General features: G+C 44.8%; 23 protein-coding genes. 9 read left to right on the forward strand and 14 right to left on the reverse strand.

The window, feature by feature from the left end; translation table 11 throughout:
- Nucleotides 1-253: 253 nt before the first annotated feature.
- Both nusG and aroE read right to left on the reverse strand, forming a co-directional pair.
- On the reverse strand, nt 254-784 hold the full coding sequence (nusG, locus tag SPIGRAPES_RS08300; RefSeq protein WP_014270315.1) for a transcription termination/antitermination protein NusG: 531 nt from the start codon (nt 782-784) through the stop codon (nt 254-256).
- 36 nt (nt 785-820) lie between these two features.
- The gene (gene aroE / locus SPIGRAPES_RS08305) at nt 821-1,702 is read right to left on the reverse strand and encodes a shikimate dehydrogenase (protein WP_014270316.1); all 882 of its coding nucleotides are present in this window, start codon (nt 1,700-1,702) and stop codon (nt 821-823) included.
- A gap of 247 nt (nt 1,703-1,949) precedes the next feature.
- On the opposite strand from aroE, the gene SPIGRAPES_RS08310 reads away from it, so the two are divergent.
- Nucleotides 1,950-2,684, forward strand: a complete 735-nt coding sequence (locus tag SPIGRAPES_RS08310) for a transglutaminase-like domain-containing protein (RefSeq protein WP_014270317.1) — start codon at nt 1,950-1,952, stop codon at nt 2,682-2,684.
- Nucleotides 2,685-2,923: 239 nt separating this feature from the next.
- Nucleotides 2,924-3,061 (forward strand): hypothetical protein, encoded by a 138-nt coding sequence (locus SPIGRAPES_RS17015; RefSeq protein WP_155816689.1) that lies wholly within the window; start codon nt 2,924-2,926, stop codon nt 3,059-3,061.
- 15 nt (nt 3,062-3,076) lie between these two features.
- On the opposite strand, the gene SPIGRAPES_RS08315 is transcribed toward SPIGRAPES_RS17015, so the two are convergent.
- On the reverse strand, nt 3,077-4,912 hold the full coding sequence (locus tag SPIGRAPES_RS08315) for an InlB B-repeat-containing protein (protein ID WP_014270318.1): 1,836 nt from the start codon (nt 4,910-4,912) through the stop codon (nt 3,077-3,079).
- 542 nt (nt 4,913-5,454) lie between these two features.
- Here SPIGRAPES_RS08315 and SPIGRAPES_RS08320 point away from each other — a divergent pair.
- Nucleotides 5,455-6,159: a hypothetical protein gene (locus tag SPIGRAPES_RS08320; RefSeq protein ID WP_014270319.1), complete on the forward strand. Its 705-nt coding sequence runs from the start codon at nt 5,455-5,457 to the stop codon at nt 6,157-6,159.
- 273 nt (nt 6,160-6,432) lie between these two features.
- Here the strand turns inward: SPIGRAPES_RS08320 and SPIGRAPES_RS08325 are convergent, their stop codons facing one another.
- Both SPIGRAPES_RS08325 and SPIGRAPES_RS08330 read right to left on the reverse strand, forming a co-directional pair.
- Complete coding sequence (locus SPIGRAPES_RS08325; protein ID WP_014270320.1) at nt 6,433-8,241, reverse strand: InlB B-repeat-containing protein; 1,809 nt, start codon at nt 8,239-8,241, stop codon at nt 6,433-6,435.
- A gap of 417 nt (nt 8,242-8,658) precedes the next feature.
- Nucleotides 8,659-9,066 carry a hypothetical protein gene (locus SPIGRAPES_RS08330; protein ID WP_155816690.1) on the reverse strand — a complete coding sequence of 136 codons (408 nt, stop codon included), beginning with the start codon at nt 9,064-9,066 and terminating at the stop codon, nt 8,659-8,661.
- 111 nt (nt 9,067-9,177) lie between these two features.
- Here SPIGRAPES_RS08330 and SPIGRAPES_RS08335 point away from each other — a divergent pair, with 111 nt between their 5' ends.
- Both SPIGRAPES_RS08335 and SPIGRAPES_RS08340 read left to right on the forward strand, forming a co-directional pair.
- Nucleotides 9,178-10,548: an AAA family ATPase gene (locus tag SPIGRAPES_RS08335; protein WP_014270322.1), complete on the forward strand. Its 1,371-nt coding sequence runs from the start codon at nt 9,178-9,180 to the stop codon at nt 10,546-10,548.
- A 78-nt stretch (nt 10,549-10,626) separates the two neighbouring features.
- Complete coding sequence (locus SPIGRAPES_RS08340) at nt 10,627-11,223, forward strand: RloB family protein (protein WP_081468771.1); 597 nt, start codon at nt 10,627-10,629, stop codon at nt 11,221-11,223.
- 93 nt (nt 11,224-11,316) lie between these two features.
- Here SPIGRAPES_RS08340 and SPIGRAPES_RS08345 read toward each other — a convergent pair whose 3' ends face one another.
- Together SPIGRAPES_RS08345 and SPIGRAPES_RS17580 are read right to left on the reverse strand one after the other, a co-directional pair.
- Nucleotides 11,317-11,856 carry an ATP-binding protein gene (locus SPIGRAPES_RS08345; protein ID WP_172635082.1) on the reverse strand — a complete coding sequence of 180 codons (540 nt, stop codon included), beginning with the start codon at nt 11,854-11,856 and terminating at the stop codon, nt 11,317-11,319.
- 107 nt (nt 11,857-11,963) lie between these two features.
- A complete protein-coding gene (locus SPIGRAPES_RS17580; protein WP_041384543.1) occupies nt 11,964-12,143 on the reverse strand; it encodes an AlbA family DNA-binding domain-containing protein in 180 nt (59 codons plus the stop codon).
- Between the two features lie 288 nt (nt 12,144-12,431).
- Between SPIGRAPES_RS17580 and SPIGRAPES_RS17020 the strand changes: the two genes are divergently transcribed.
- Nucleotides 12,432-12,599, forward strand: coding sequence for a hypothetical protein (locus tag SPIGRAPES_RS17020; RefSeq protein ID WP_155816691.1), 168 nt, complete (start codon nt 12,432-12,434; stop codon nt 12,597-12,599).
- A gap of 295 nt (nt 12,600-12,894) precedes the next feature.
- Nucleotides 12,895-13,221, forward strand: coding sequence for a cupin domain-containing protein (locus SPIGRAPES_RS08360; RefSeq protein WP_014270325.1), 327 nt, complete (start codon nt 12,895-12,897; stop codon nt 13,219-13,221).
- 297 nt (nt 13,222-13,518) lie between these two features.
- On the opposite strand, the gene SPIGRAPES_RS08365 is transcribed toward SPIGRAPES_RS08360, so the two are convergent.
- Nucleotides 13,519-14,409, reverse strand: coding sequence for a DUF2238 domain-containing protein (locus SPIGRAPES_RS08365; RefSeq protein ID WP_014270326.1), 891 nt, complete (start codon nt 14,407-14,409; stop codon nt 13,519-13,521).
- A 360-nt stretch (nt 14,410-14,769) separates the two neighbouring features.
- Between SPIGRAPES_RS08365 and SPIGRAPES_RS08370 the strand changes: the two genes are divergently transcribed.
- A complete protein-coding gene (locus tag SPIGRAPES_RS08370) occupies nt 14,770-16,170 on the forward strand; it encodes an ATP-binding protein (RefSeq protein WP_014270327.1) in 1,401 nt (466 codons plus the stop codon).
- A 41-nt stretch (nt 16,171-16,211) separates the two neighbouring features.
- Nucleotides 16,212-16,718 carry a nitroreductase family protein gene (locus tag SPIGRAPES_RS08375; protein ID WP_014270328.1) on the forward strand — a complete coding sequence of 169 codons (507 nt, stop codon included), beginning with the start codon at nt 16,212-16,214 and terminating at the stop codon, nt 16,716-16,718.
- A gap of 169 nt (nt 16,719-16,887) precedes the next feature.
- Here SPIGRAPES_RS08375 and SPIGRAPES_RS08380 read toward each other — a convergent pair whose 3' ends face one another.
- The 6 genes from SPIGRAPES_RS08380 to SPIGRAPES_RS17025 all read right to left on the reverse strand — a co-directional run bounded on the left by SPIGRAPES_RS08380 (nt 16,888) and on the right by SPIGRAPES_RS17025 (nt 24,717).
- Nucleotides 16,888-19,173, reverse strand: a complete 2,286-nt coding sequence (locus SPIGRAPES_RS08380; RefSeq protein WP_014270329.1) for a glycoside hydrolase family 31 protein — start codon at nt 19,171-19,173, stop codon at nt 16,888-16,890.
- 42 nt (nt 19,174-19,215) lie between these two features.
- Complete coding sequence (locus SPIGRAPES_RS08385) at nt 19,216-20,049, reverse strand: carbohydrate ABC transporter permease (protein WP_014270330.1); 834 nt, start codon at nt 20,047-20,049, stop codon at nt 19,216-19,218.
- Complete coding sequence (locus SPIGRAPES_RS08390) at nt 20,039-20,932, reverse strand: carbohydrate ABC transporter permease (RefSeq protein WP_014270331.1); 894 nt, start codon at nt 20,930-20,932, stop codon at nt 20,039-20,041. The genes SPIGRAPES_RS08385 and SPIGRAPES_RS08390 overlap by 11 nt, the downstream gene beginning before the upstream one ends.
- 74 nt (nt 20,933-21,006) lie before the next feature.
- Nucleotides 21,007-22,323 carry an ABC transporter substrate-binding protein gene (locus tag SPIGRAPES_RS08395; RefSeq protein WP_014270332.1) on the reverse strand — a complete coding sequence of 439 codons (1,317 nt, stop codon included), beginning with the start codon at nt 22,321-22,323 and terminating at the stop codon, nt 21,007-21,009.
- Nucleotides 22,324-23,040: 717 nt separating this feature from the next.
- Nucleotides 23,041-24,045, reverse strand: coding sequence for a LacI family DNA-binding transcriptional regulator (locus SPIGRAPES_RS08400; RefSeq protein ID WP_014270333.1), 1,005 nt, complete (start codon nt 24,043-24,045; stop codon nt 23,041-23,043).
- Between the two features lie 381 nt (nt 24,046-24,426).
- Entirely contained in the window at nt 24,427-24,717 is a 291-nt protein-coding gene (locus tag SPIGRAPES_RS17025; protein ID WP_155816692.1) for a hypothetical protein, read from the reverse strand.
- Nucleotides 24,718-24,734: the final 17 nt, after the last annotated feature.

Genomic DNA, 24,734 nt, shown 5'->3' on the forward strand with positions numbered 1-24,734 from the left:
ACGCTTCCTTGCCAGGACGAACCTACAGCAGAAAAGACTATAACTAAAATATATAACTATGATATGGAACTACTATTATGATGATGTACCCTTATCACAGTAGCAACAGAAGAATAGCATTCTTTTTATTCTGTGTAAACAATAAAAACATGCAAAACAGCCCCTCCAACACCCATAATAATATGCTATAAGCTATAATTACTAGCTATGAACCTATGCATTAAAGACTTATGACACACACCCAAGGTGTTCATTATTTGTCAGAACCAATGAACTCAACCGGCATACTCACCCTTCTGACCACCCCGGCAAAATCGAACTCAACCAGAACCCTTGAACCACGGTGGTCAATGCGAACAATGTTACCGTGTAAATTCATCAGAGGCCCTTCGGTTACCTTGATCGGCTCCCCTTCATTGAAAATAACCTTCGACGGTTTGATAACCCCGTTGTTCCCCATGATCCAGGCAGCATACTCCATGTCCGAAGCCTTCAGGCAGATCGACTTGTCAATGTTACGCAAGAACCCATAGGAACCGGGGATTCGTTCCACATCGATCATCATCAAATCAAGCGACTGTGCAGAAGACAGCATCAGATACCCGGGAAGAATAGGCTGGTCGGTGACCATCTGTTTCCCTTTGCGCCGCTCGAACATCTTGCGCATAGGGAAAAAGACCCTCACATCGTTAAGGTCCCCCAACTCGCGGGTGAAGAATTTGTTGAGGTGGGCTCTGACCTTTGCCTCCCCCCCAGTTCTACAAGCAACACAGTAATAATTCATAATCGCCGATAGTACTCCACTTCCCTCTATTTGTCATCAGATCGCAAAGGCCTCCTGCAAAGCCTTTCTCATCACGGCCTTGTTTGCCTGTACTCCTGTCCACATATCAATGGCAATGGCCCCCTGGTCAACAAGCATGCCAAGCCCGTCGATGCAAAGACAATCACGTTGTCGCGCTCTCTTGAGAAACAACGTTTCCACCGGATTGAATACAACATCACAGGCAATAAGTTGCTTTTTTGTTTTTTCAAACGAGACATCCAAGCATTTATCGGGTGAAAATAGCCCGACAGAGGTAGCCTGCACCACAATATCAGCATCATTTGGTATGACATAGGTACCTAACCACTGCTCAATTGCAAGCCTTGTAGGGGAAACATTGTCCAACCGTTTTACCAGAGAAACAGCACGGTCAGACGTCCTGTTTACGATAGTCACCTCCCCTGCCCTAGCCAAAACCAGCTCGGTAGCAATGGAAGAAGCAGCCCCCCCGGCACCCAGAATTACCACTTTCTTGCCTGCCACTTCACCGCTCATCCTCTCAAGGGAAGACAAAAATCCTTTACCATCGGTATTGTCCCCACTGTAAGTCCCGTCGCTTTGGCGGGTAATGCAGTTTACCGCATGACTGAGGATAGCAGCCTCACTGAGGTGGTCCAGGAACTCCAACACAACTTGTTTGTGGGGCGCAGTTACATTGCCACCGGAAAACGCAAGAGACCGCAAGCCCCACATAGCACTTGCCAGTTCTTTTTTATCGACAGTACACGTAATATAGCGGTAAGGCAAACCCATTGCCTGGAAAGCCTGTTCCACCATATGTTGCGTAGGATTCCCAACCACAGGATCCCCGATACAAAAGAACAAAGAGGGAAGCGGACCCTTCATCAAAGCATGCAGGAGGTACTTCTCATTCATATAACACTTCCTTATTACTTGGTGCCTTATGTTACACCCATTTAGCGGAAACAGGAAGATTGTAGCAAATGGTATGACATAGGTTAAAAAATTTCCCTGCGTTTTGTATCTTTTATCAACATAATCGGTTATACTGCCGATGACAGATATTTACTATTTGACAACGATGTATAGAGAATGCTTGACTCATTACTATGTTACAAAAACCTTAAGCAAGGAATATGCAAGGAGCCAATAGGAAAGACGCATGGAAAGCAACCAAGAAGAAACAAACACACAATCTGAATACCTCTCCGCTACAGAGCTTTTGGATTTCAATACAGAATCAATCCAGGAACTCATAAAAGAAAAGGGTTGGAAGAAGATCCCTACGAAAACAGCAATCATTGGTGCTATCTATACCTTTGTCCGAGACGAGATACCCTTCGGTTACAACACGAGCCTACCAATGAAAGCTTCAGCCATCCTTTCTGAAGGATATGGCCAGTGCATTACAAAGACAATTCTCCTAATGGCTCTCTTCAGGGCAATGGATATCCCCTGTAGGTACCATGCATTCACTGTAGATAAAATCATTTTGCGGGGAATTCTCAAAGGCAGTGGATATTCGATGGCACCCAAACAACTGTATCATGGCTGGGTAGAAATCAAATTCAGACGAACCTGGATTCAGCTGGAAGGCCATATCGTCGACCGTCCCTACATTTTGAAACTCCAGTCTAAGTTTCAGAATTACATGGGTAGCTTCTACGCCTACGGCCTTGCCGTGCTCAATTTCAAGAACCCCCCGATCAACTGGGAAGAGTCGCACACCTACGTACAGAAACGAGCAATTGAACAGGACTTCGGTATTTTCAACAGTCCTGATGAGTTCTTTCTCGAATATCAGCAGGCAGCAAAACTTACAAAGAAATTCTGCTATCGCCATTTCATCCAGCCAAACATCAACAAGAACATCAGGGCGATCAGGGAAGCAGAATAAAGAACAGAATTGGGAAAACAAGGGAAACCTGAGAAACCCATAAATTTACCAAGAGCCGCCTGGTCTTCTGCCAGACGGCTTTCTTTTTCCCCAGGCTCACCTCACAGACAAGCAAAACAGATCATCTACCCTTTTTGTAAAACCCCTCACTTTCCCCATTTCTTTGCTTACGTTCCTTCCCCCCACATCAGCATGTAATGTTTCAGGCCAACAGCAGAGCATGACTGTACCTGATACATATGGTTCAGATCTCCTCCCTTGTCTCCTATCCAGGAAGCAAGGGAGAAAAGGGAAACAGACTGAAAGCAAAGAAAAGAGAAGAGAAAAAAAAGAAAAACGAAAGGAATGAAAAAACGAAACTCCTTTCTTATCAGTAGTATCTCTTACCACCCTCAATTCCACACAGCATACAGCGTGGTGTCTTCATTGGGCATTGTAAAGGGATCATTCTCTTGATAGGTAACTCCTGATCCATCTGCCTTTGTATTCCAGCCACCAAAGGTAAAGCCTGCTTTGACCAAAGGATCATTACTGTCATATCCCTGAGCTAAGGTTTTCATCCCTGCAAAAAGGTCTTCTGGTTCATTACAGGTTCCAGAATCAGCGCCATTGCTATCATAAGAAAGGATATAGAAGTAGATCGTAGTGATCCGCTCCACAGAAAAAAATCCCTCAACCTTATAATTCCCAAGGGACGTAGTGCCTTCCTCTGCCCCCTCCTTGTCCATCCATATTTCCACAGAGTCTGCTACGAGGCTCCCTCGGATCTTCTCTCCAACATTCCCGCAGGAAGTTACAGAAACATGTAAGGGAAACGTTGTAAAAGCGGAAAGGTGTTCTGTCGGTGAAGAACCCATAAAATCCAAAGACAACATCGCACTCCTATAAATCTGGTCCTCCCCTGGCTGTGTTACCTGTTCAAAGTCCCCCACGCAATCCTGTGGGATGAACAGCGAAGTATTCGCTATATAATCGGCTAAATCTCCCTCTTGAGCCAAGGCTGGAACATCAGTAGCCATAAACAGTAAACCACTGATATTTCCTGAAGTTGACACTATTTTACAGACAAAGGGAATTCCTTTTCCCTCCAATTCAGGTTGCCCAAGAAAGAATAGAGATCCAATCGCCCCACACTCATACGTAAGCACATAACGGTCGGTAGGCGTATCAAGGGAGGTCAGCCGGAAGTACATATAACCATGCACATCCTCTGTTACCAGCAAAGAAGATGATTGTGATACCTTCGCCTCGGATGAGGAGACTATCACATCGACGGTATGGTACCCTCGTGAAAGGGAAGACCCATATATGAGGTCCTTTCCAGTCTCATCGACAACCTCTCCATCAACATACCAGGTGTAGGTTACCTCGAATTCTGGGTCAGTAGTGACAATGAACTGAACATCCATGCCTTCACTGACCTTTTTTGTTCTTGAAAACAGGCTTGCCGCAAAGGAAGCAGAAGTCTGAGCGGGAAACGAAAGCGTTCCTTGCAGATACCCTTCTTCCCAAGAAGCTTTACAAGCTCCTTCAGTAGTTGTGTTTGACTCAACGCTGAATGCTTGTCTCCTCTTCACCACTAGGGGGTTGTTCTCATTTGGAGATCCGTCAGACAAGGTGATGAGCAAGGTGTAATCCCCCACAGGAAGGGTTTTTTGGAACTCAGTCTTGCCTTGGACCGTATCGATCGTTGCTGCAAGGTCTTGCTCTGTATCGCTGCCCTCTTTGCAAAGACTCAGGGAAACCTGTGGGTCGGTCAAAGCAGCAGGGGGCCAAGAAACATGGAGGGCAAACAACCCCTCCTCTACAAACCCCTCTACCGTAATGGTTGTAGAATGCATGGTGTCAGGCTGAATGGAGACAGTAGCAACACCTTCCCCTACCGGTTGATTGTCACTATTTAGCCCAATCGCCGTAATTGTCCAGGTTCCGCAGCAAAGGTCAAGCGTTACCGCTTCATATTGGCTGGTTATACCAGAAAAACCCTTTCCCTCCGGGCCTATCCCAGAAAGTGTATAGGATACAATCTCCGCTTCCAGCGAAGAGGGTATCTCTTCTTCTTTTTCCAAGGTAACTGTAAGTATCCCTTGCTTTGGGCTCTCTTCATCAGGCGTTTCAATATTTGGCGTTTCTTCGCTTGGTATTTGTGGGTTTGCAGGTTCGCACCCGATAAACAAAGCCAGGACACACAAAACAACAACGAGCAGAATATTCTTCTTCTGAGACATGGGTTCATCCCTCCATCAGATTTATAGACATAAGAAGCTACTCCAACGATATAATCGTGGAGAATTACAAAATATGGCTAAGAGGATGTCGGAGCAGGAAGAAGAGGATAGGTGAAATGAAGCAAGCTTGAAAAAGTGTTTCGCCTTTTCCAAAATCTTTTCAATATATTGCTTGCAAATACAATGTATTGAGCATCCTCGCGACACTCACTGTAGTAGTGATATCTTGGTAAGCCAATCCTGAAAGTTGTTATTATTTTATTTACATACCGATAGTTACATATATTTATTCTATTCTGGTCTCCCAGTACTGGAATTAAAAACCCCAAGAACAAGGGTCAGTCCAATAAAAAGGAAGCTGACTAGGCAGGGAAGAAAAGCGATGTTGCAGGCCTGAAAAAGAAGAGTTGCAGGCAGATATCAGACAGCTATTCGAAGGCCTTGGGAAAAGCAACCTGTAAAGACAGATCATCATTGGAATAAAAAAACATTTCAAACCTTTCTAAAACACAGGTATACTGCTGGTCAGAAAAGGAAAAGCCATGAAAAAACCGGGACTGTTTCTCCTCATGTTTCTCATATCGCTCTCTGCTCTGGCAGCACAGGATGTGATCGTATTATCGAATGGAACCATATTCACTGCTGAGGTGCTCTCCTACGATGCAAAAACAACACTCACAGTCCAACTACCTGACAAAGTGGTCAAAGAATATCGAAGTAGTGAGGTCCTGGCAATTCGGACAGGACTTGCCATCAACTCCCTGATTACCCAAACCTTTTCGCCTGCCTGGGAGCAGATCACCTACACCAAGGGGACAAGGGCAAACGGCTATTACATTCCTTCCCGATTTACCTGGAGAGGGGAACGATATTCCATGGAAACCCAATGGGGAATGGAAAGCCAGGTCTTTGAGTTTTTCCAAACCCTGGAAGCAGAGAAGCCAAAGCTTGACGATGAAACCAAAGCCCTCATTGCAGAACTCAAGGCTCGTATGATTCGACAGAATCAACTGGTGACCGGTGGATTGCTCAGTGAAGCTGCAGGACTCATCCTCACCTTGGTACCTTTCTTTGTCATGGAAGACAGTGTCGATCCTGTTGTTATTCCCGATTGGGCACTCTGGGTAGGTGTCGGGGGAATAACGCTCAATGTAGCAGGTCTTGGGATGATGGCTTCCCAGCTGTTCGTTGACTATGAAAGCTATCTGCCTAGGATTGCCGAGTCCTACAACCGCCATCTCTTCTGATCCAAAATTCAGTATTCAATTCTTTCTGAATAATCGTAACAAACCGCCTTTTCTGCAGGACGGTAGTTAGCCGTTACCGCAAAGAGGGCATAGGGTTTCCCTTTTTCCAGCGTTGCTGAGGGGCAGCCTTGGCAAGCTTTGAAACGCCGCCCTTTTCGCTTCTTGCATAAAAAAGAGGCTGTCCAAGTGTCAGACTTTCATCATGACTCTTGAAACAGCCTCCTTTTGGGATAGGCAGGCCATCACATATAATTGTGCAGACCTATTTGAATCTTACCGAGGAATAGATTCTTCCCAGATAGCATACAAGGTTACGTCATGATCAGGGATAGTGAACGGAGCCCCACTCTCGTAGGCATCTCCAGTTCCATCACTCGCGGTGTTCCATTCGACAAAAGTATAGCCTGCATACACCAAGGAGCTATCGTCACCTACTTGGTATTCAACAGCGGCAGGAGACTCATAGGTTTCAGGAACGATTCCTTCTGCTCCGTTGGCATCATAGGAAAGAGTGTAGAATTCGATGTTAGAGGATCGTTTCACATTGAAGGAACATTCCAGGCTATAGTTGCCCCTGCTCATTGATGGTGAGACAAGTTCTGCAGAATCAACAACAAACGAACCAATAAGCCTCTCCCCGACCTCACCATAGGAATCGAGGGTAACAGCAATCGAAGCATTGCTAGAGTCATTGGTCAGATAGTTCAGCTGTTTCGGATTTGCAGGGTCGGAAGCATCAATGAATTGAAACAACATGTTCGGAGGAACGGTACCGAAATCCTCTGGAAAATCTGCAGCAGGGAATTCTCCCTCAGCAGACTGCGGTATAAAGAGCATAAGCATCGGGTCACCTATTTCGGGATTCCAAGTAGTTGTATCCATGGACTCATCAAAAGCCAAAAAGGCGGTTCCTTGGTTTGCTACTGAGGGAGCATTCATTTTGCTTGCATACACAGAACCATCCAATACGCCAGATATTCCCAAAGCAGACCAATCACCGGTAGGTCCCGCTTCAAAACAGATATAATATGGTTTTTGCTCCGGTGTATCGGTACCTTTCAGCAAGAAGGTCATGTATTCGTCTTCACCTGCATCGACCACGCTTAGGGTGCTGGATGCTGAGGTAAGCAATCCTTGGGTAGAGGCCAGCACATCAATATAGTGATAGCCAATGGCAAGGTTACCACCTATAAAGGCTACCTTTCCTGTATTAGAAAGTTTCACACCGTCGACATACCAAGCAAACTCACAGTCAACCGAATCGGGTACGGCTGCCGTAAATCTAGTGTATCTACCCTCTGCAACCTGCTCGGCTTTCCTTGAGAGAGTAACTGCAAAAGGGTCTTCGATTCCATTAGTGATAGCTGCCCTCAGGTTTCCTTCTGTAGGAGTGGCTGACAAAGAGGTAAACGTATAGGTCCCTTCCGTAGTTACATCTTTTACAATACGGATGGTATGCACTGGACCATTATAGGAGACAGCTCCATCGGTTAGATTGACAGCAAGACTATAGGACCCGACAGGAAGATTATCTGAGCATGTTGCCGTATAGGTACTCGCATCGACTGTGGTAACCAACATGGAGGAACTGCTGCTTCCATTGCGTGTAAGAGTCAAGGTTACGTGCGGGTCAGCCAGGTTCGAAGTCGATGGCCAGACAACTGTAAAGGAGAGCGTTCCACTGCCGTCATATTCTTCGACGAGTATGGTGGTTTCTGTGGTATGGGCTGCGACTATCGTAACCTGCATACTACCGTCTCCAATGGCAATGTCGTCAGCATTATAGGCAGTTGCCGTTATGGTCCAGGCCCCAGCGATCAAATCATTGATGGTCTCTGAACTAACTCCATCTGTAGTAACAGGGCCAAAGGTGGCAGTAACAGGACCACTGCCGGAGATTACATAGTGATCGACTGTCATATCGATTTCCGGACCATAAAAGCCACGGGAATTGAACCGGTTGAAGGAAATCTCGAGGGTTCCCTTCTGATTTACATTCAGAGCCTGGGGGTCACAGGAAACAACCAGACCTAACATAATAAGACAGGAAAGCAACACAAACGTTATTTTTTTTTTAGTCATATTATTCTCCTAACATTTTTACACAAACATCTATCCCCTGGGTACCCAGGGCTCTATACGCTCTTGAATTTGTTTTGATTCAAAAAATATGAGAGGCCGAACCAAACAAAAACCTAGCTTCCCCTGGATAAAGACATACCACCCTCCTTCCTTTTGCCTATAAGAGATGTAAAAGGAGCCTGAAGGTTCGTCAGCACGGGAAGGGAAAGAGACCGGATAAGGCATATTCTTCGGGGAATCCCTATAATAAGCAGGTTAATTGTCACCATCAGCTATATAACTCTAAGCCTATAAGAATCGCCATGTCAAGAGATAGGGAAACTGAATTTCGTTGTTTGCTGCAAGCCGTAAACTTTTTTAAGGAATACTATTAGGAACAGACCGAGACACTTTTCAAGAGGAATCCAGCATTTCCCTTTACCCTATGCAGGGGCAAGGAAAATTGCCCAAGGAGGGAAGACTAAGCACCACATTGGGGTACATTCCTCCACCACGATACTGGCATATGCAAGCCTTCCAGCTACTATCGCAATGAAAGCAATCCCATCCCCGATTTTTTGACCTCTGGCTTGCAACCCAGTGGCGGTTATCAGTCCAAGCTCCCATATGGACATTGGGAATGGTCACAGCCTCCTTTTCGCTGGTTACCCCCCGAGGAACTCCTTCCCTCTGGCCAAATACCGAAATCTCATTGGAAGCTATTTCCCTGTCGAAGGAAGGAGGCCCACAGACTACCAACACCTTTCCCCCACCAAAGCAAACCATACGTTTCCCTTCTCCCACCGTAACGAGGCTCTTTGCCTTTACTTTCCAAGCAATACTCAAAATGGGAATATTTCACATACATCTTGTGAATTTCTCACATACTTCTTTTGCATGTAGAGTCAAACCACTGCTATGCTGTGCATACCAAGATCCCCCCTAGGAGGAACAACCATGCTGGAAAGATTTACTGTAGGCAATTTCCTTTCATTTAATAAAAACCAGACACTTGCCATGATTGCAGGTAACGTACAGAAAAACAAAGACCGTCTTTTCCTGGCAGATGACATAAAGCTACTCAAATTCGGGGCCGTCTATGGGGCAAATGCAGCGGGAAAGTCCAACTTGATCAAAGCCATGGCGTTTGCCCAAGGCATCGTGCACCATGGGACCAAAACCATAAAAACCCCCAATGTGTATTTTCGCTTGGACGATATGAACAAAAGTAGACCATCCTACTTTGAATTTGAAATCTGCATTGGCAGCAAAAGCTATGCGTATGGCTTCGAACTTGTATTGGATAAACGGGAAATCACCGAAGAATGGCTCATCGAATTGGGGCCGGTAAAAGAAAAAGAAATCTTTACCCGCAATACCTCAACTGGCATGTACTCCTACGACCTGTCTCTCATCGAAGAATCCTCGAGGCAACGCTTTGAGATATATATCAGCGATGTGAAAACCGTAAAAAACAAGACATTTCTGAACTATATCGTAACAGATAAGGAAGAGCTGCATGAGCAAAACCCAAAGCTCAGCATTCTAAAAGAAACCTTCCGCTGGTTCCAAAAACTGAATATTTCCTTTCCCGACACCCCCATTACTATGTATGACTGTTTGGCTACCGAAAATCCTGAAGGCATAGAAAAGGCTATCAAATCGTTTTCGACGGGAATAACCAAAGTCAACGCTAAAACCATTACCCAAGAGGAAGCTTTGGAGGGTACCCCCACTGCAGTTAGGGAACAGATTGGGAAAGATATCCAAAACGATTGCAAGGAAAGACATTCCTGCGGATACAGGATGAACCTTGGGGGTCGATTAATCCTGGTGACCATCAAGGAAGGCATTGCTGATTTCAAGGAAATAACTTTTTCCCATAATAATTTAGACACCCAAAGCTTCTCGCTCAATGAAGAGTCACAAGGGACACAACGACTTCTTGACCTGCTTTCGGTTTTGGTTACCTCTAAAAACAATTCTGTCTTTGTCATTGATGAAATAGATAGGAGTCTACACCCCAAATTGACTGTTCACTTTGTGAAGAATTTTCTCGCTATTGCAAAGCACAAGGATATCCAGCTTATCATCACTACCCATGAAAGCCATCTCCTTGATTTGGAGATACTCAGACAAGATGAAATCTATTTTGTTGAAAAAAACAAAAACGGGGCAAGTGTTCTTTTCCCCTTCGACCAGTTCAAGGAACGCTTCGACAAAAAAATCGAGAAAGCCTATCTTGATGGACGGTATGGTGGAGCACCATTGTTTGATACATTCTTTATGCCACAGGAGATTATTGAAACTACAGAAGAAGGGGAATAAGGTATGCGTGTGGGACAAAAATTTGGCACTTGATACGAAGAAGACAACCAGACACGGGAGCCGAAGAGAAGATTTTTCATTGCCTGCGAAGGGGAAAGGACCGAGTACAAGTATTTCAAGGCAATTCTGGAAAACCGGGACGACTTGGGCATTTCACCTCTCATCGAAATGATTCCTATCCTTCATGAGCCAAACACAGCAAGTCATCCACTTCATATTTTCAGTGAGGCAAAGCAAGCCTTAAAGAATTGCGAGAATTATTTCCAAGACATCGACCACCTTTGCATCATCGCAGACAGGGATCTGCACAGTTTCATCGAGCCCCAGTATGATGAATTGGCTAAAAACTGCACAGATGAAAGGATTTTATTGTGTATAGCAAATCCCTGTTTTGAGCTTTGGCTTCTTATGCATTACAGCGACCTGACAGAATATGACCAAACGATACTACTTGAAAACAAGAAAAGCGGAGATCGTACCCAGACGGAGCTATATTTGAAAGACAAATTGGGTGGAAGCTATAGCAAGATTCGATTACAATTCAATCAACGATACAAGGATCGTATTTCTACGGCACTTGTGAATGCTAAAAAATATGCAACTTCGATACAAGAACTAAAGGGTACTATCGGAACCAATGGAGGATTCCTCGTAGAAGAATTGCAGAAGGACTGAAAACCTTTTTCCTGCAATCTTGCGTTACCAAGAAAAAATACCAGTTGCAGGAAGAGTTTCAACAGGCAATCCCCTTACCCCCATGCAAGCAACCTATTCTGCATCCGCTATCGCATAGAAAGTTGCTGGTCCTTTCCCTTGTTTTGAAATCAAACCTTTTTGTGTCAGTGCATTAAGAATTTTTTGGGTTCCCGATTTAGACAGGCCACTAATTTCCTCAATAGAAGCCCTTGAGAGTCTTTTCTCCTGCTCAAATGCTTCACGTATCAACTGCTCCGCATTTGAAGTACCTTCAAGGTGATATACTCTTTTTGCTCCAAATTCATACGTTACCTTGGGCAATGTCACGGTAATTGAGTTTTCCAGAACTTCAAAGTTTGGTTTTTCTGGAAAAGGTGTATAGGCCTCTTGAATTCTTTTTATGCCGGTTGCAAAACGCTCAATTATTGCCAGCCGAGGAAAGACCTCAGCTAGTAGGGTATTTCTGGGTACAAAGACCCTACCTGAAAGATATTCTTCCTTGCTTATGCCCCTAGGTAATCCCCCAGGTGAGGTAACTAATTTTAGCGGGATACATTGCAATTCGTATGGCAGAGGCATTTGATTAGTCTCGATGAACCAAACCGTTGGCAAGCACCTCCCGGAAGACTTCCCTTGGTATTTGAATTCTTTTTTCCCTAAAGAAACCTGTTACTTGTTCATATCTCTTATAGTATAGATCAAAAAGTTGCATCGCCTTCTCATATTGCATTCTCTATTTGCAGCTTTACTTGGTCTACGAAATCCAGCCCAACCACAACACCATCATCCTGTATGCCAAAATAGATTTTACCATCACGATAATTTGCGAATGCAGAAACCGTTTTCAGAAAAGAACTGCTATACGCTACCTTGCGTTGGTCTCTTTCATTGTTCCGCACTCTTTACCATCAAAGTAATTACACTCGTATATCCATGATAGAATATATGTTTCAGACATTCTACCATGAAAATGCTTTCCAAGGGACCTCTCCTCTCAATTGGCATATGCCTTGGAAACCCTATCGCCTACTGCTTCAGCAAGCCACTGCAGTACACCTGTATAAAAACTGCCAACCCCAAAGTGGTAAAAATCGAACATGATTGCGTTAATCATTGCATTTACGGCTTTTTGGATGCTGGTAGACTAGGTTTACATCGTTAAGATGGAATTACAAAAGGGGGGGAAATTGAGTGAAGATCGGGGTACCACAGGCTATGGGGCCAGTCTCCCTTATGGCTATTACAAGCATAACGGCACCCTTAATACCGTGGTCATCGACGAAGAAAACCAACCACCTTCCCGAGCAAAGGTGTGTACCGACTACTATGCAATGCCGCTTAGGAGAAAGACCTGACAACCCTTCAAATGCAACCATTCCGCTCTCTATTGCCTCTTTTTTGTCCATGTCCCCTGTTCCTGCCTGTAAGGCCACAAAATCGTCCAAACTGTTTCCTTCGAGGAAAAAGAAGGGGCTTTTTCGATGATAATCCCAAAAGAGGCAAAAAAAGGAGTGACGTCCTTTCCCATTCGGTTTACAAGTAATGGGTAGAAGGTACCCTTGGGGTTGTCCTTTGACCACGAAACAGGCAGAGGCCTCTTTCGAAGGGAGGGGACAACGTCAGATACGAGAGAGCAAGAAGGAGCAAACAATGGAAACCGTGCAATTCAATGAGAAGGTGCCCCTCCAGGATGTAGGGAATGGGGTTTCAAGAAAACTATTGGCTTACAGCGAACGCCTTATGCCTGTTGAAGTCCATTTCGAAAAGGGGGCTACAGGTGCGGTCCACCAGCATGAGCACCAACAGGCAACGTATGTCCTGGAAGGTGTTTTCGAATTTACCAAGAACGGGATCCCAATCATTGTAAAAAAAGGTGACTCCCTGCTTTTCGAAGAGAATGAGCCCCATGGGGCCCGGTGTCTGGAGAAAGGAGCTGTCCTCGACATTTTCACCCCCTATCGAAAGGATTTTGTCTAGGATTCTTTGCAGAAGGCCTGTTTGAGCTACCTGTTCGCTTGGAAACAGGCTCTTCTCGCCAAGAGAAACAAAAACCCTATAGCACTGGGCAATCTCATTGGCAAGGCTATGGAGCTTTATGGGAAACATCTCATAACAAAAGAAAAGCATACCTATCTCTTGGGTTTTTCCAATTTGACCAAAAAGGCAATGGGAATCATAGAAGAGAAACCTTATAACCCGCCATCAGATGACAAGCTACGGTCGATTATCAACCATAGTTACAGTAGCCTGGGTTTTGGCAGAGAAGGACAAGGCCTATTTCGATTCCCTGATTTGGCCTATATCGATATTCCCTTGAGACTTGTTTGGGTATTCTGTTCTTGCAACATCATCAGTGTCTTTGCCTTCCCCTTCCTCCACTGCCAACGTCGGAATGAACCGTGTTACAAACGCATGGGGGTTTCTCTTCTTGGCAAAGAAATACCCTACAATGGAAAACACCAAAGCCCCTAGGAAGTTAACGAACAAGTCCTTCATCGTGTCATACAGGCCTATATCCAGATAACCACCCAGAGCCAGGTCCTTTCCATTCACGGTCACAGAGACGATAGGCCCCAAGGCAACTACTTGCTGGGTGTGGGTAGGGTCAAGGGCAACCGAACGAATAGTATGCAGCAGGGTGTCTTTTTGCATATCCGTCCCAAAGACTAAATCCATGAAACACTCGAAGAACTCCCAGACAACCCCAATGGTCATGGAAAAACAGAAGGCCACGATGACCACGAACAACGGGGACAGCTTGAAAGTGAACGTCTCGTTCCTGTTGAGGATGTCTACCAGGGAAAATCCGATTGCCGCTGCCAGAAACCCGTTTGTGGTATGGAGCATGGTATCCCAGAAAGGAAAGGCCACATAGTAGGAGCGCATCTCCCCTAGTATCTCGGCTGCGAAGATAAAAAAAAGTATGATATTTTCCAAAGTGTCGGGAATATCGATACGGGTATTGGTCTCGATCATACTGGGAATGGTAAACAAAACCAGCGTCAGGACGCAGAGAAACACATTCTCATAGTTTCGGTTGAAAACCTGGGCGACCAAGATCAAGAGGACAAGGGCCCGTAACAGGTAATGGACGATCATGGCAGAGTTCCGCTCTCTTATCATTTGTTTGAACGGAAGCGTGCGGGGACGTTTCAATTTCTTCATGGCAATACCTTTGTTTCGAATGTGCAATGGAGCGAAAGAGTAACACTTGATGAAGATGTAAGGTGAATTTTTTCCCGCTCATCGTTCATGATACCATATCCACAGAACCTCAGTTCATAAAAACAGGACAATTCCACAGCTATTGGCTATCAAGCACATCTGCAAAGGTATAGAATATTTCACTGCAGCCCACCCCTGTTTCTTTCGCCTGTATCTGTAGTTCCTTTCATTTCTCACAGGCCCAGCCTTGCCGGAAACCGCTTAAAGCACTCCTTGCTGTATAGATAGTAATTACTTATTTGTTAAATTTGAATTTGACAAATTTAATTTTAACAAACATACCACTATCAAGAGGAAAACATGCTTATAAAGAGAACAAACGAACTCGAAATCCTGGATGCCGCCTACCAATCCGATAGATTGGAATTGATCATGGTCTATGGAAGACGACGAGTTGGAAAAACAACTTTGCTCGTGCAATTCTGCGAAAACAAGAAAGCCATTTTCCACGTCTCAACCAGTACGAATCCCCACCGCATACTCCAAGACCTTGCCAGGGATATCAGCAGCGAAATTGAAGTCGGAAAGCTTCAGCTTGAAACCTTTCAAGATGCCTTGGATATCATCGACACCTTATCAAAGAACCAACGCATTGTAGTGGTCCTGGATGAATTCCCGATCATGGCAAAAACCCTGGAGTCCTGCATGGGTGATCTCCAACGTTATATTGATTTCCACAAAGACAATAAAAACCTGACTATCGTATTGTGTGGATCGTCCCTCAGCTTTATGAAACAGCAAATTGAAGACTATCAAAGCCCACTGTATGGAAGAAAGACAGCAAAATTATACATCCAGCCCTTCACGCTCTATCAGAGCAGAGAATTGCTTCCCCATCTTTCGTTGGAAGAACTTTTGCAAGTCTATGCAGTTTGCGGTGGAATAGCACAGTATCTACTTGCCTTTTCATCGGGCGAACCCATCAAAGAACAGATTAAGGCATTGTTTTTGCAACCACAAGGTATTTTATCAACCGAAGCCATCCAACTGCTGCAGATGGAGGTAAAAGATGTGGGTACCTATAGAGAAATCATGGAACAAGTAGCAAATGGGGTTAACCAAAGCAACAAAATTGCAGATAAAACCCATAAAAGCCCAGCTGTAGTTTCGGCAGCCTTGGCCAATCTGGAGACATTGGAATTAGTACGAAAAGAAAACCCTATCGGGAATACAACCCGACGTGGTCACTGGATGATAACAGATTCGCTGTTTGCTTTCTATTTCCGTTTTGTCTCGCCCTTTATAGGCCTCTTGGACAGAGGTGCAACCACAGGTCCCTACGCTTACTTCGAAAAGCATTACAATCAGTACTTGGGCTATGCCTTTGAAAATGTATGTGCAAACCATCTGTTCACACAACCATACCCATTTGTCAAGGCAGGAAAATGGTGGGGGCCAAATCCAGTGAATAGACAAGAAAAAGAAATCGACATCATGGCAGTAGAACTAAACGGAACAACCCATTTTGGAGAATGCAAATGGACCAGGGAGCCCATAGACCTGGCAATCCTTGACACCTTGATTGCCCGTTCCTATCTCGCAGAACCAAACAATGCCCACGAATATTGGCTCTATGCTAAACAGGGATTCTCCAAGACACTTTTGGACAAATCGAAACAAGACCAGACCATACACCTTGTCAGTTTACAGGATCTGATTTCGCCCTTCCCCTTTGAAAATAAGGGAAGGCCTAGTGCCTAACCCCTGAGTTAGGTGTATCTTTAGGCAATACGAGGTAGAACATGGAAGCAATCAATACAAGAAGAAGTATAAGAACCTATACAGACCAAGAAATAGAAAGCGATAAAATCGAGAAACTGCTAAGAGCCGGGATGCAGGCACCCTCGTCAGGAAACCAGCAAAGCTGGGAGTTTTTGGTCATCCAGGACAAAGAAAGCCTGGACATCCTCTCACTGATGAGTCCCTATTCAAGACTTGCAGCAAAGGCTTCCCTGGTTATCATTCCTTTAAACAACGATGATAGATTAAAATTTGCCGAGAACTGGCAGCAAGACCTGAGTGCAGCTACTGAGAACATCCTGTTGGAAGCTGTTGCATTAGGTTTGGGAGCCGTATGGCTCGGAGTGGCCCCCAACGAAGAGAAAATGGGCTATATAACCAATTGTTTCGAGCTCCCTGCCAATCTCAAACCCTTTGCCCTCATAGCCATCGGCTACCCGGCAAAAGGAAGCGAAAACAAGTTCGTAGACCGGTATGACAAGACAAGGGTACATTACGAGAAATATTGAGACAACAACCCCTGGCAGGCACTATATGGCCTAGCAGGGGTTGTTTTTCTATAACGAGAAAGGATCATCTCCAAGACAAGACTTTGGCGTCCGTTCCTTCATTGCCCATAGACTCCAACACCTGGATAGCGGGCTTCTCCTCAAGCTCCACTAACGGTACGTCTCAACGTCAACTTCCCAAAGGAATCGACTTTCCTAAAATCGAAAACCTGAGCCCTTTATAGGTAGTATCGAATCGAATTTCTTGGACTTTCGAAAGATCCATCTCCTTCGTAGACTGGACAATTTGAGGATAAACAGAAATCACGGAATCCTTTTTGACATAGACAGGACACAATTCCAGGGGGCTGACGACATTTTTCAGCCAATGCCCTCCCTTAACTGTCTCCCCGCTGAAGAAATCTATCCAGTTGCCCGAGGGGAGATACACATCACGAATACCCGTAGCGTTCATGACCGGGGCGACAAGAAAAGAATCGCCACAGTAAAACTCATCGTCAATTGACCAACACATCGCATCATCAAAATGATCGAAGAGCAAAGCCCGCACCATAGGGTATCCTGTTTTAATAGCCTTGTTACCTTGCTCTGCAAGATAAGGAATCAAGGCATACCGAAGGTTCAGCCATTTACGGGCGATATCTGCTACCGCCGGATATTCATACGGTTCCCTGGGAGTTGTCCCATGGTACCGAAGATGGGAGGAAAACACACCCATCTGTGTCCATCGGATATAGAGTTCATCAGAGGGCCTGCTGTTCATAAAACTCGGAATCCCCTGGAACCCTGGTACATCATGACTCCAAAAAGCGAAGCCAGAGAGTCCCAGATGCAACCCTCCGCGAAGAGACCCCGCCATGCCGTCCCAGGAACAGGCACTGTCACCGCCCCAGTGGACAGGATACCGCTGGCAACCAATCCAGCCTGCACGGGCCCAGATAAGACACTGGTTTGGCCCTTTCACCTGTCTGCTGATTTCATATGCCGCCTTCTGATATAAAAGCGCATAGAGATTTTGCAGCTTTCGGTAAGGCATTCCAAAATAATCGGCATTATCCTCGATCACTTCACCAAAATCCGTCTTTATCACGGCAACACCCATTTCAAGAAGGTTCTTCAATAACCCCTTATACCAGAGAACCGCCTCTGGATTGGAAAAATCAATATTCCCATCAAATTCCACTGCGCTGAAGTTGGAACCCAAGGCAACATGCTCGCTTTTGGGTGCGATATAGCGATTCTTATTGGCAATGTCATAATATACGGTATCCTTGGCGATGCAGGGCAGTTGCCAGAGACTGATCTTAATACCCTGGTCCTCCATTTCCTTGAGATAGGATCTCGGATCGGGAAAGGTTTCCATGTTGAATTCCCACTCACATTTCCAATCCTTTTTAAACCAGCCAGTGTCAATATGGATTACATCACAGGGAAACTTCCCTTCTTGCATCTTTTTTACGACAAGCCGTGTTTCTTCGGCAGAAAAATAACTCATGCGACTCATCCAGGTTCCATAGGACCAGAACGGAACATCTGAGGGGAACCCTGTAAGTCTCCGGTAATTCCAAAGAATCCGTTCGGCAGTCCCCCCACCTATGAAAAACAAATCCAGTACATCGTCCTCCACCAAAGCCTGCGCAGCACGGGTGGAAATATCAGATAGGGAAAGGCGGACATGGGCCGAAGTCATGATCAAAAGACCATAGCCCTTGCTGGAGATATAAAAGGGGACATTCTTGTATGAACGACGGCTATTTACCCCCAGGCCATCGGTATTTTCCAACACAAAGGTTTTACCCGCCAGATTCATGCCACTAAAACGCTCACCTGTACCAACAAATTTTTCATTCTGTTCCGCATGGAGGGAATACAGGCACCGATCGACCTTATCATCCCGTTTTACATACCCCAAGCTATAGGATTCTGATTGTGACGGAAAGAAATCATCATAGGCCATAAAGGAAACTGCAGCTGTATCATCCGGAAAAACAACCGCATCAAAAGTCTCGGGAGGTTCTGGCTGCAGGGTACTCCAGATTTGCCGGGGCACATCCTTTGTACGTATCTGCATTTTTACCTTCCCGTTCCCATCTTTGAGTTCCCAGATACCATCGATTTTTTCCGGGCATAGGGTTCCTTGCGACAGAGTCTTATCCCATAAAAACATAGGATTATCCTCATCGTGGGGAATAGTTCCTCCAAAAGATGTCGTAAGGCGAAGGATGGAGTCCCCGTAACAACGCACAACCATATCCGATACTTCGACTTTCGCCGGTTGTTCAGGATACAGGAACATATTCTTCATTTCCTGTTTATAAAAGGGAACACTCACCACCGCCGATCCTGCTTCCTCTCGGACTGCCTGGGGTTTTCCGGCCCTAAAGATAGAATCTTTCTGGGCATCCGCTGAATCCTGGTCGAGCATATCAAAAATAAACCGATTTTTTTGTTTCATAAATTCTTATGACCTTTCTGGAAAAATTGTATACATATAGCGTTAGCCCTTCACTGCACCGCTATAGGATCCCATCGTTATCTGCCTTTGGAAAAACATGAACAACACCAAGGGAACAAGGGATGCAGAAATAATCGCAGCGGTAAGTATCGTGTCATCCAAACCATATTGGCCCTGCATCATGCCAATCCCTTGGGTAATCGTCCTGAGACTCTCACCCTGGAGTAAAAGCAGAGAGAAAGGCAATTCGTTCCACATAGACTGGAACCCAATGATTACAATGATGACAATCATCGGCTTTGCTATGGGCACCATGATATGAAACAACATTTGCCAGATAGTAGTACCGTCAAGCCTTGCCGATTCTACGATTTCCATCGGGACTGTCGAGTAGTAGGTCGTCATGATATACGTACCGAAGGGACCAAAATAAGCGACCCATACAAGAATCAACCCAAAATAATTGTTGACCAGGTGCAAAGTACGGCAAATCTGGAAAATTTGTATCGATAGCAACATCTGCGGGAAAATCATCAAAAACAAAACAGCCAGGAAAATTGAGAATCGAAAAGGAAATCTCAATCGCCCGAAGGCAAACCCTGCCGAGATGCACACAAAAAGATAGAAAACAAGCCCACAAGGTATCAAGATGCAGCTATTGATAAAATACTTGAGCATGTGGCCCTTCACCCAGACATAATAATAGTTCTCGAAGGTGATTTCTTTAGGAAAGAATAATTTATTGTTGACATATTCAGTAGAAGATTTCAGGCTTGTAATCAGCACAAAAAACATAGGATATAATGCTATCAGGGCAAACACCGTCAAGACAAGATACATGATTCCGTTCACCGTTTTTCTATAACTATTGAACATCAGCGTTTTTCCTCATCAACTTAACCTGGAAGAGTGCAATGATAGCGCAAAAAACAAACAAGACACTTGCCCACGTGCTTGCATACCCCATATTGAATGCGACAAACCCAGCATTATAGATACCGTATTCCAAGGTAAAGGTGGCAAACCCAGGACCCCCTCGCGTGAAGGTATATATAAACGGGAAAGCCCGTGCCAATATCTCGATGAATGAGAGGACTATCCAGAATTCTATTGAAAAGCGAATGGAAGGAATCGTGACATTCCAGAAAGTCCGCCACCAGAGTGCACCATCAATTTTCGCCGCATCATACAGCGAATCGTCGATACTGCTCATTGCTGCAAGGAAAAAAATGCAACCAAAGCCCAGCCGTATCCAGACCCCGTACACCAACCCGAGGGAATTGAGTGCCAACTTTGGTTTACTCAACCAATCGAGTGCAAAAGAGCCAAGCCCCAAGCTAGTCAAGCCTGCGTTCAAGGGACCAATTTTCCTGAATATGATGCTGGAAATCATTCCGATGATTACATACCCCAGAATATTGGGCAAATAAATAATTGCCCTGAAAACTGGCCATCCCTTGAGACCTTCACGGAGAAAGGCCGATACCATTACCGGCACGATGACACCCAGTGGAATATAGAGAAGCAAGACCAGGGTATTTTTTATGGAAATCCAGAAGGTTTCATCCTTCAGCATGGCTCGATAATTAGCGAGACCGATAAAGGTTGCATGCCCCATGCCCTTCCATTTAAAAAAACTGAGGTATACGTTGGCAATTACCGGATACAGAATAAAAACAGCCAGAAGCAGAAGCAATGGCGCTATTAAAATGTATGAATCGAATGTTTCTTTTTTTATTTTCACCGTTTGTTTTTTCAATCGATTCCCCCCTGGAAATAATACTGGTTGTCTAAAAATTATAACATTTTCAGACAACCATTGGTTCAATTGATTTATTTGGCGTTCTGTTTGTTATCCAGCATACCTTGGGCAGAATCAATGAACTTATCCAAGCTGATTTCATTTGACACGAAAGCCTGTGCGCAATATCGATCGAAATTCCCGTTTGCATCTTCATTCAGCAAAAGGGTATTGAAGTCCAGGACAAATGGTTTTTCAAGAATCTTACCAACCAAAGGATACCCCAGGCTCTTGATATCGACATTCTTGTTCGGGGACAAAGCACCAGTCATTCCCATCCAAATAGCATTTCCTTCACCGCGGGCATAGCCCTCGATAACCTTCGCTGCTTCATCCGGGTGCTTCGACCATTTCATGACACTGTACCCAATACCGGCTGGTTGACCAACTTGCTGGTCCTTGTATTTTGCTTCCGGGAAGTTAATGGTAGGGAAGTAACCGACATTATCATTTCCCAAGGCATCGCAGAACACCTTCCAGTGACATACATCAGAAAGCAAACCGATAAACATCGCACCCTTGGCAGCTGCGAAATTATTCGCGGCATCCATAAAGTAAGGAGTGGAGGTGCCAGCTGGATCAACATATCCTTTTGCAAACAACTCTTGCATTATCTCCGTAGCTCTCTTGAACGCTGCATTTCCCTTGAAATTCTGTTTGCCCGTACCAAGATCCTGTACATCAGGTCCATAGATATTGGCGATCAGACACCTGAACAGGAAGTCAACGGAATAGGGACTGCCTTGCAAGCCTGCAGTTATGGGAACAATTCCTGCTTTCTTAAGTTTTTCACAAGCATTCATGAAGGAAACGATGTCAGTCGGTGCCTTCTCAGGGTCAAGTCCGGCTTTTTTGAACAAAGCTTTGTTATAATAAATGCCAAAACCCTGGGTTGTCAGTGGTACCAGATGAACCGGCTTGGTCTTATCCCCGCCAGCGGAGCAATATCCCCAGCTGAACTCTGAGATTTCAGATCTCCAGGGCTCGATATACTTGTCCAAGCCTATTGTATAGTCGTCAAACTCGTATGCTTGGACACCCCCATGGAACATGATGATATCAGGGCCTTCCCCTGCCTGTACGGCAGCCCTTACCAGCTGGTAATAATTGTCGTTGGACTGACCAACATGGTTGATCTTGATATTGGGATTCTGCTGCATGATAAGATCATCGATTTTTATCATGGCAGGCTGTACGTTCTGCACATCCCCATATTTGAAGTCCCAAATCGTGATAACCGCACTTCCCTTGTCCTTGGTTATTCCAGTTTCATTGCTTCCATTGGCCCAAACCATCATGGTCAAGGACAATAGAAGAACTACAAACACAACTCTCAATCGAATTTTCATACAATCCTCCTATTAGAAGTCAACCAGAAGGTTGACTACAATACAATAATATCTTGAAATAGTAGGCCCCATATACTTTTCTACGAGATCGTTTGTCCCAGTCCAATCCTTGGCTTTTGTTCTTTTCAGCTCCTCGGAAGACGCAACCTTATCACCAAACCAACCAGTGCAATGTGTGTATCATATTTCAATTCTTCAGCCTATAACCACTCTCCTAGGTTTTCCTTTCTGTCAATGAACAGAACACTCAAAAAAGTGCTAGGGTCTCCCCTTCTTTTCCAAATCAACGGGCCGATGCGGAAAAATCCTTCAGGCTTCCCTCAAAGAGGATTTCCCAGGGAAACTACCCGGAAATATAAGCGATAAACACATTTTCTTTAATTATTAGTTTAAGCGCTTAAATAACTATAATACCAGATTTCTAATCCTGTCAAGCAAAACAATTGTTCAATTTAGGGTTCGCGAGCAGTAGTATTAACTGTCCACTAAAAAAAGGACGAGATGCAGAAAAAATAGAAGCCCATGGGAATCGTGCTATCTTTGGTTTAACCACAAATCAAAAAACACACGGAGACACCATGGGACGTAGGAATCTTACACTGGGAAAGCACTGCGGGGGAAGATACTTCACTTGGGCCGAGAGGCTGAAATCGTAATACTACCGGGCAGACAGACCTTAGTCCATCAAAGAAAAAACCCAAAGGCACGGTACCTTTCTCAGGTGCTTTCCCTTTCCACCAGATGAGTTTGGATAATCGTGTGTGATGGCTGAATTCGTCTTTTTTCAATAACATCAACCAACAGTTCCGCAGCCTTGGCTCCCATATCATAGGGACTCATATCAAGACTTGTTATGGAGGGGGCATGAATCCGGGTAATCATGGTATTTCCAGCACTGATCACCGCGATTTTTCCAGGGACGGGCAGGTTCTTTTCCTTAAGGGCCCTTAACACACCGACGGCAATGGTATCGTTAAAGGTGATAACTGCCGAAAAGTCAGGGATTTCTTCAATGGCTCGCTTGAATACCTGATAGCCTTCCTCTTCCAACATCTGAACGTTCAATATCCATTCGTTGTTGAAACTCAAGCCATTGTCCTGATATGCCAGCGCATACCCTGCCTTTCTTTGTTTGCTCTGTGTATATTCGGCAGAACCATTCATCAATATGATTTTTCTATGCCCTTTTCTTATAAGGTAGTTAGCCGCTGCATAATAACCTGCCGTTATATCTGCATCCACATAAAAGGAATTCTCCCGTTCATCGGGAGTACCAATGACAACAAAAGGAATATTTCGTTGCATGATATGCTGAATATACACATCGTTGATACGGGGATTCATAATCAAGGCCCCATCTATTGGCTGGGTCATGTTCAAATCAGGATGGTCCTTGTTATCTTCATTGAGGTAGTCAGCATACAGATGAATCTGATATTTCTTTTCATGGAGGATATCGATAATTCCTGCAAGGATATTATTAAAAAAGTAATCTTCCCGAATATTTTGTGTCGGGGAAGCATAGAGCCCTACCGTCCAAGTTTTACTACTGGCAAGATTCCTGGCCGTGATACTTGGTCGATAATCAAGTTCATCCACTGCCTTCAGAATTCTGTCGGTAACCTCACGGCTTATTTTCCTTTTCCCGGAAAGGGCATAGGATACCGTTGCAGCGGATACTCCTACTTTTTTCGCAACAGTTTCTATTGTTACCTTTGGCATATTATCCTTTAAATCATTTGTTAAGCGCTTAAATGAGTTTAGGATTAATTACCCGCTTCGTCAACAGGTTTGAACTTCAATTTTCTCCAGGACGGGAAAACAGGCCGTAGAATCTACCTAGTTGGTCTGATAAAGCTGGAGGAGAGGGCAGCCGTCCATCCGCTGTGGATTTCTCCCAGTTTTTGCTTCTACCAAGTCAAGCTTTTTGAAAACAAGACAATCTGACGGGCCAGTAATTATAATAAATCCCTCATGGGACTTCTTTCCAGCGCAGAACAGGAAGAAATGCATCTGTAAGTTTTTTGCATATCTTTTATAACAATATTTGATTGCCCTACAAAACAGGCATGACAGACATCAATGCTCACAGCTTACAGGTTCTTATAGCTTGGCCATCAGGAATTGATGGATATATTTGCAATCAATGAAGAGTAGTTCGATGCAATCATACTTGCCAATACTTGGGGCAAGGGGCATCCCGAATCGATTATGGGTTTCCTTGACTCCACCGTGGACAGAAGCCTCCAGGCAGAGGGGTCGTTCGCCCAGATCAAGGCAAACTGGTCGTTCAGGAAGTTCCTCAGTTCCGGGAAAACGAGGAGCTTCCAGTGAATGGGTCCTGATGAGGATCGCCCTAAACGCAGTCCATCTCGGCCACAGGATCGAGGGCAACCCATTCTGGTACGAGA

The organism is Sphaerochaeta pleomorpha str. Grapes, assembly GCF_000236685.1.
GTDB classification, from domain to species: Bacteria; Spirochaetota; Spirochaetia; order Sphaerochaetales; family Sphaerochaetaceae; genus Sphaerochaeta; species Sphaerochaeta pleomorpha.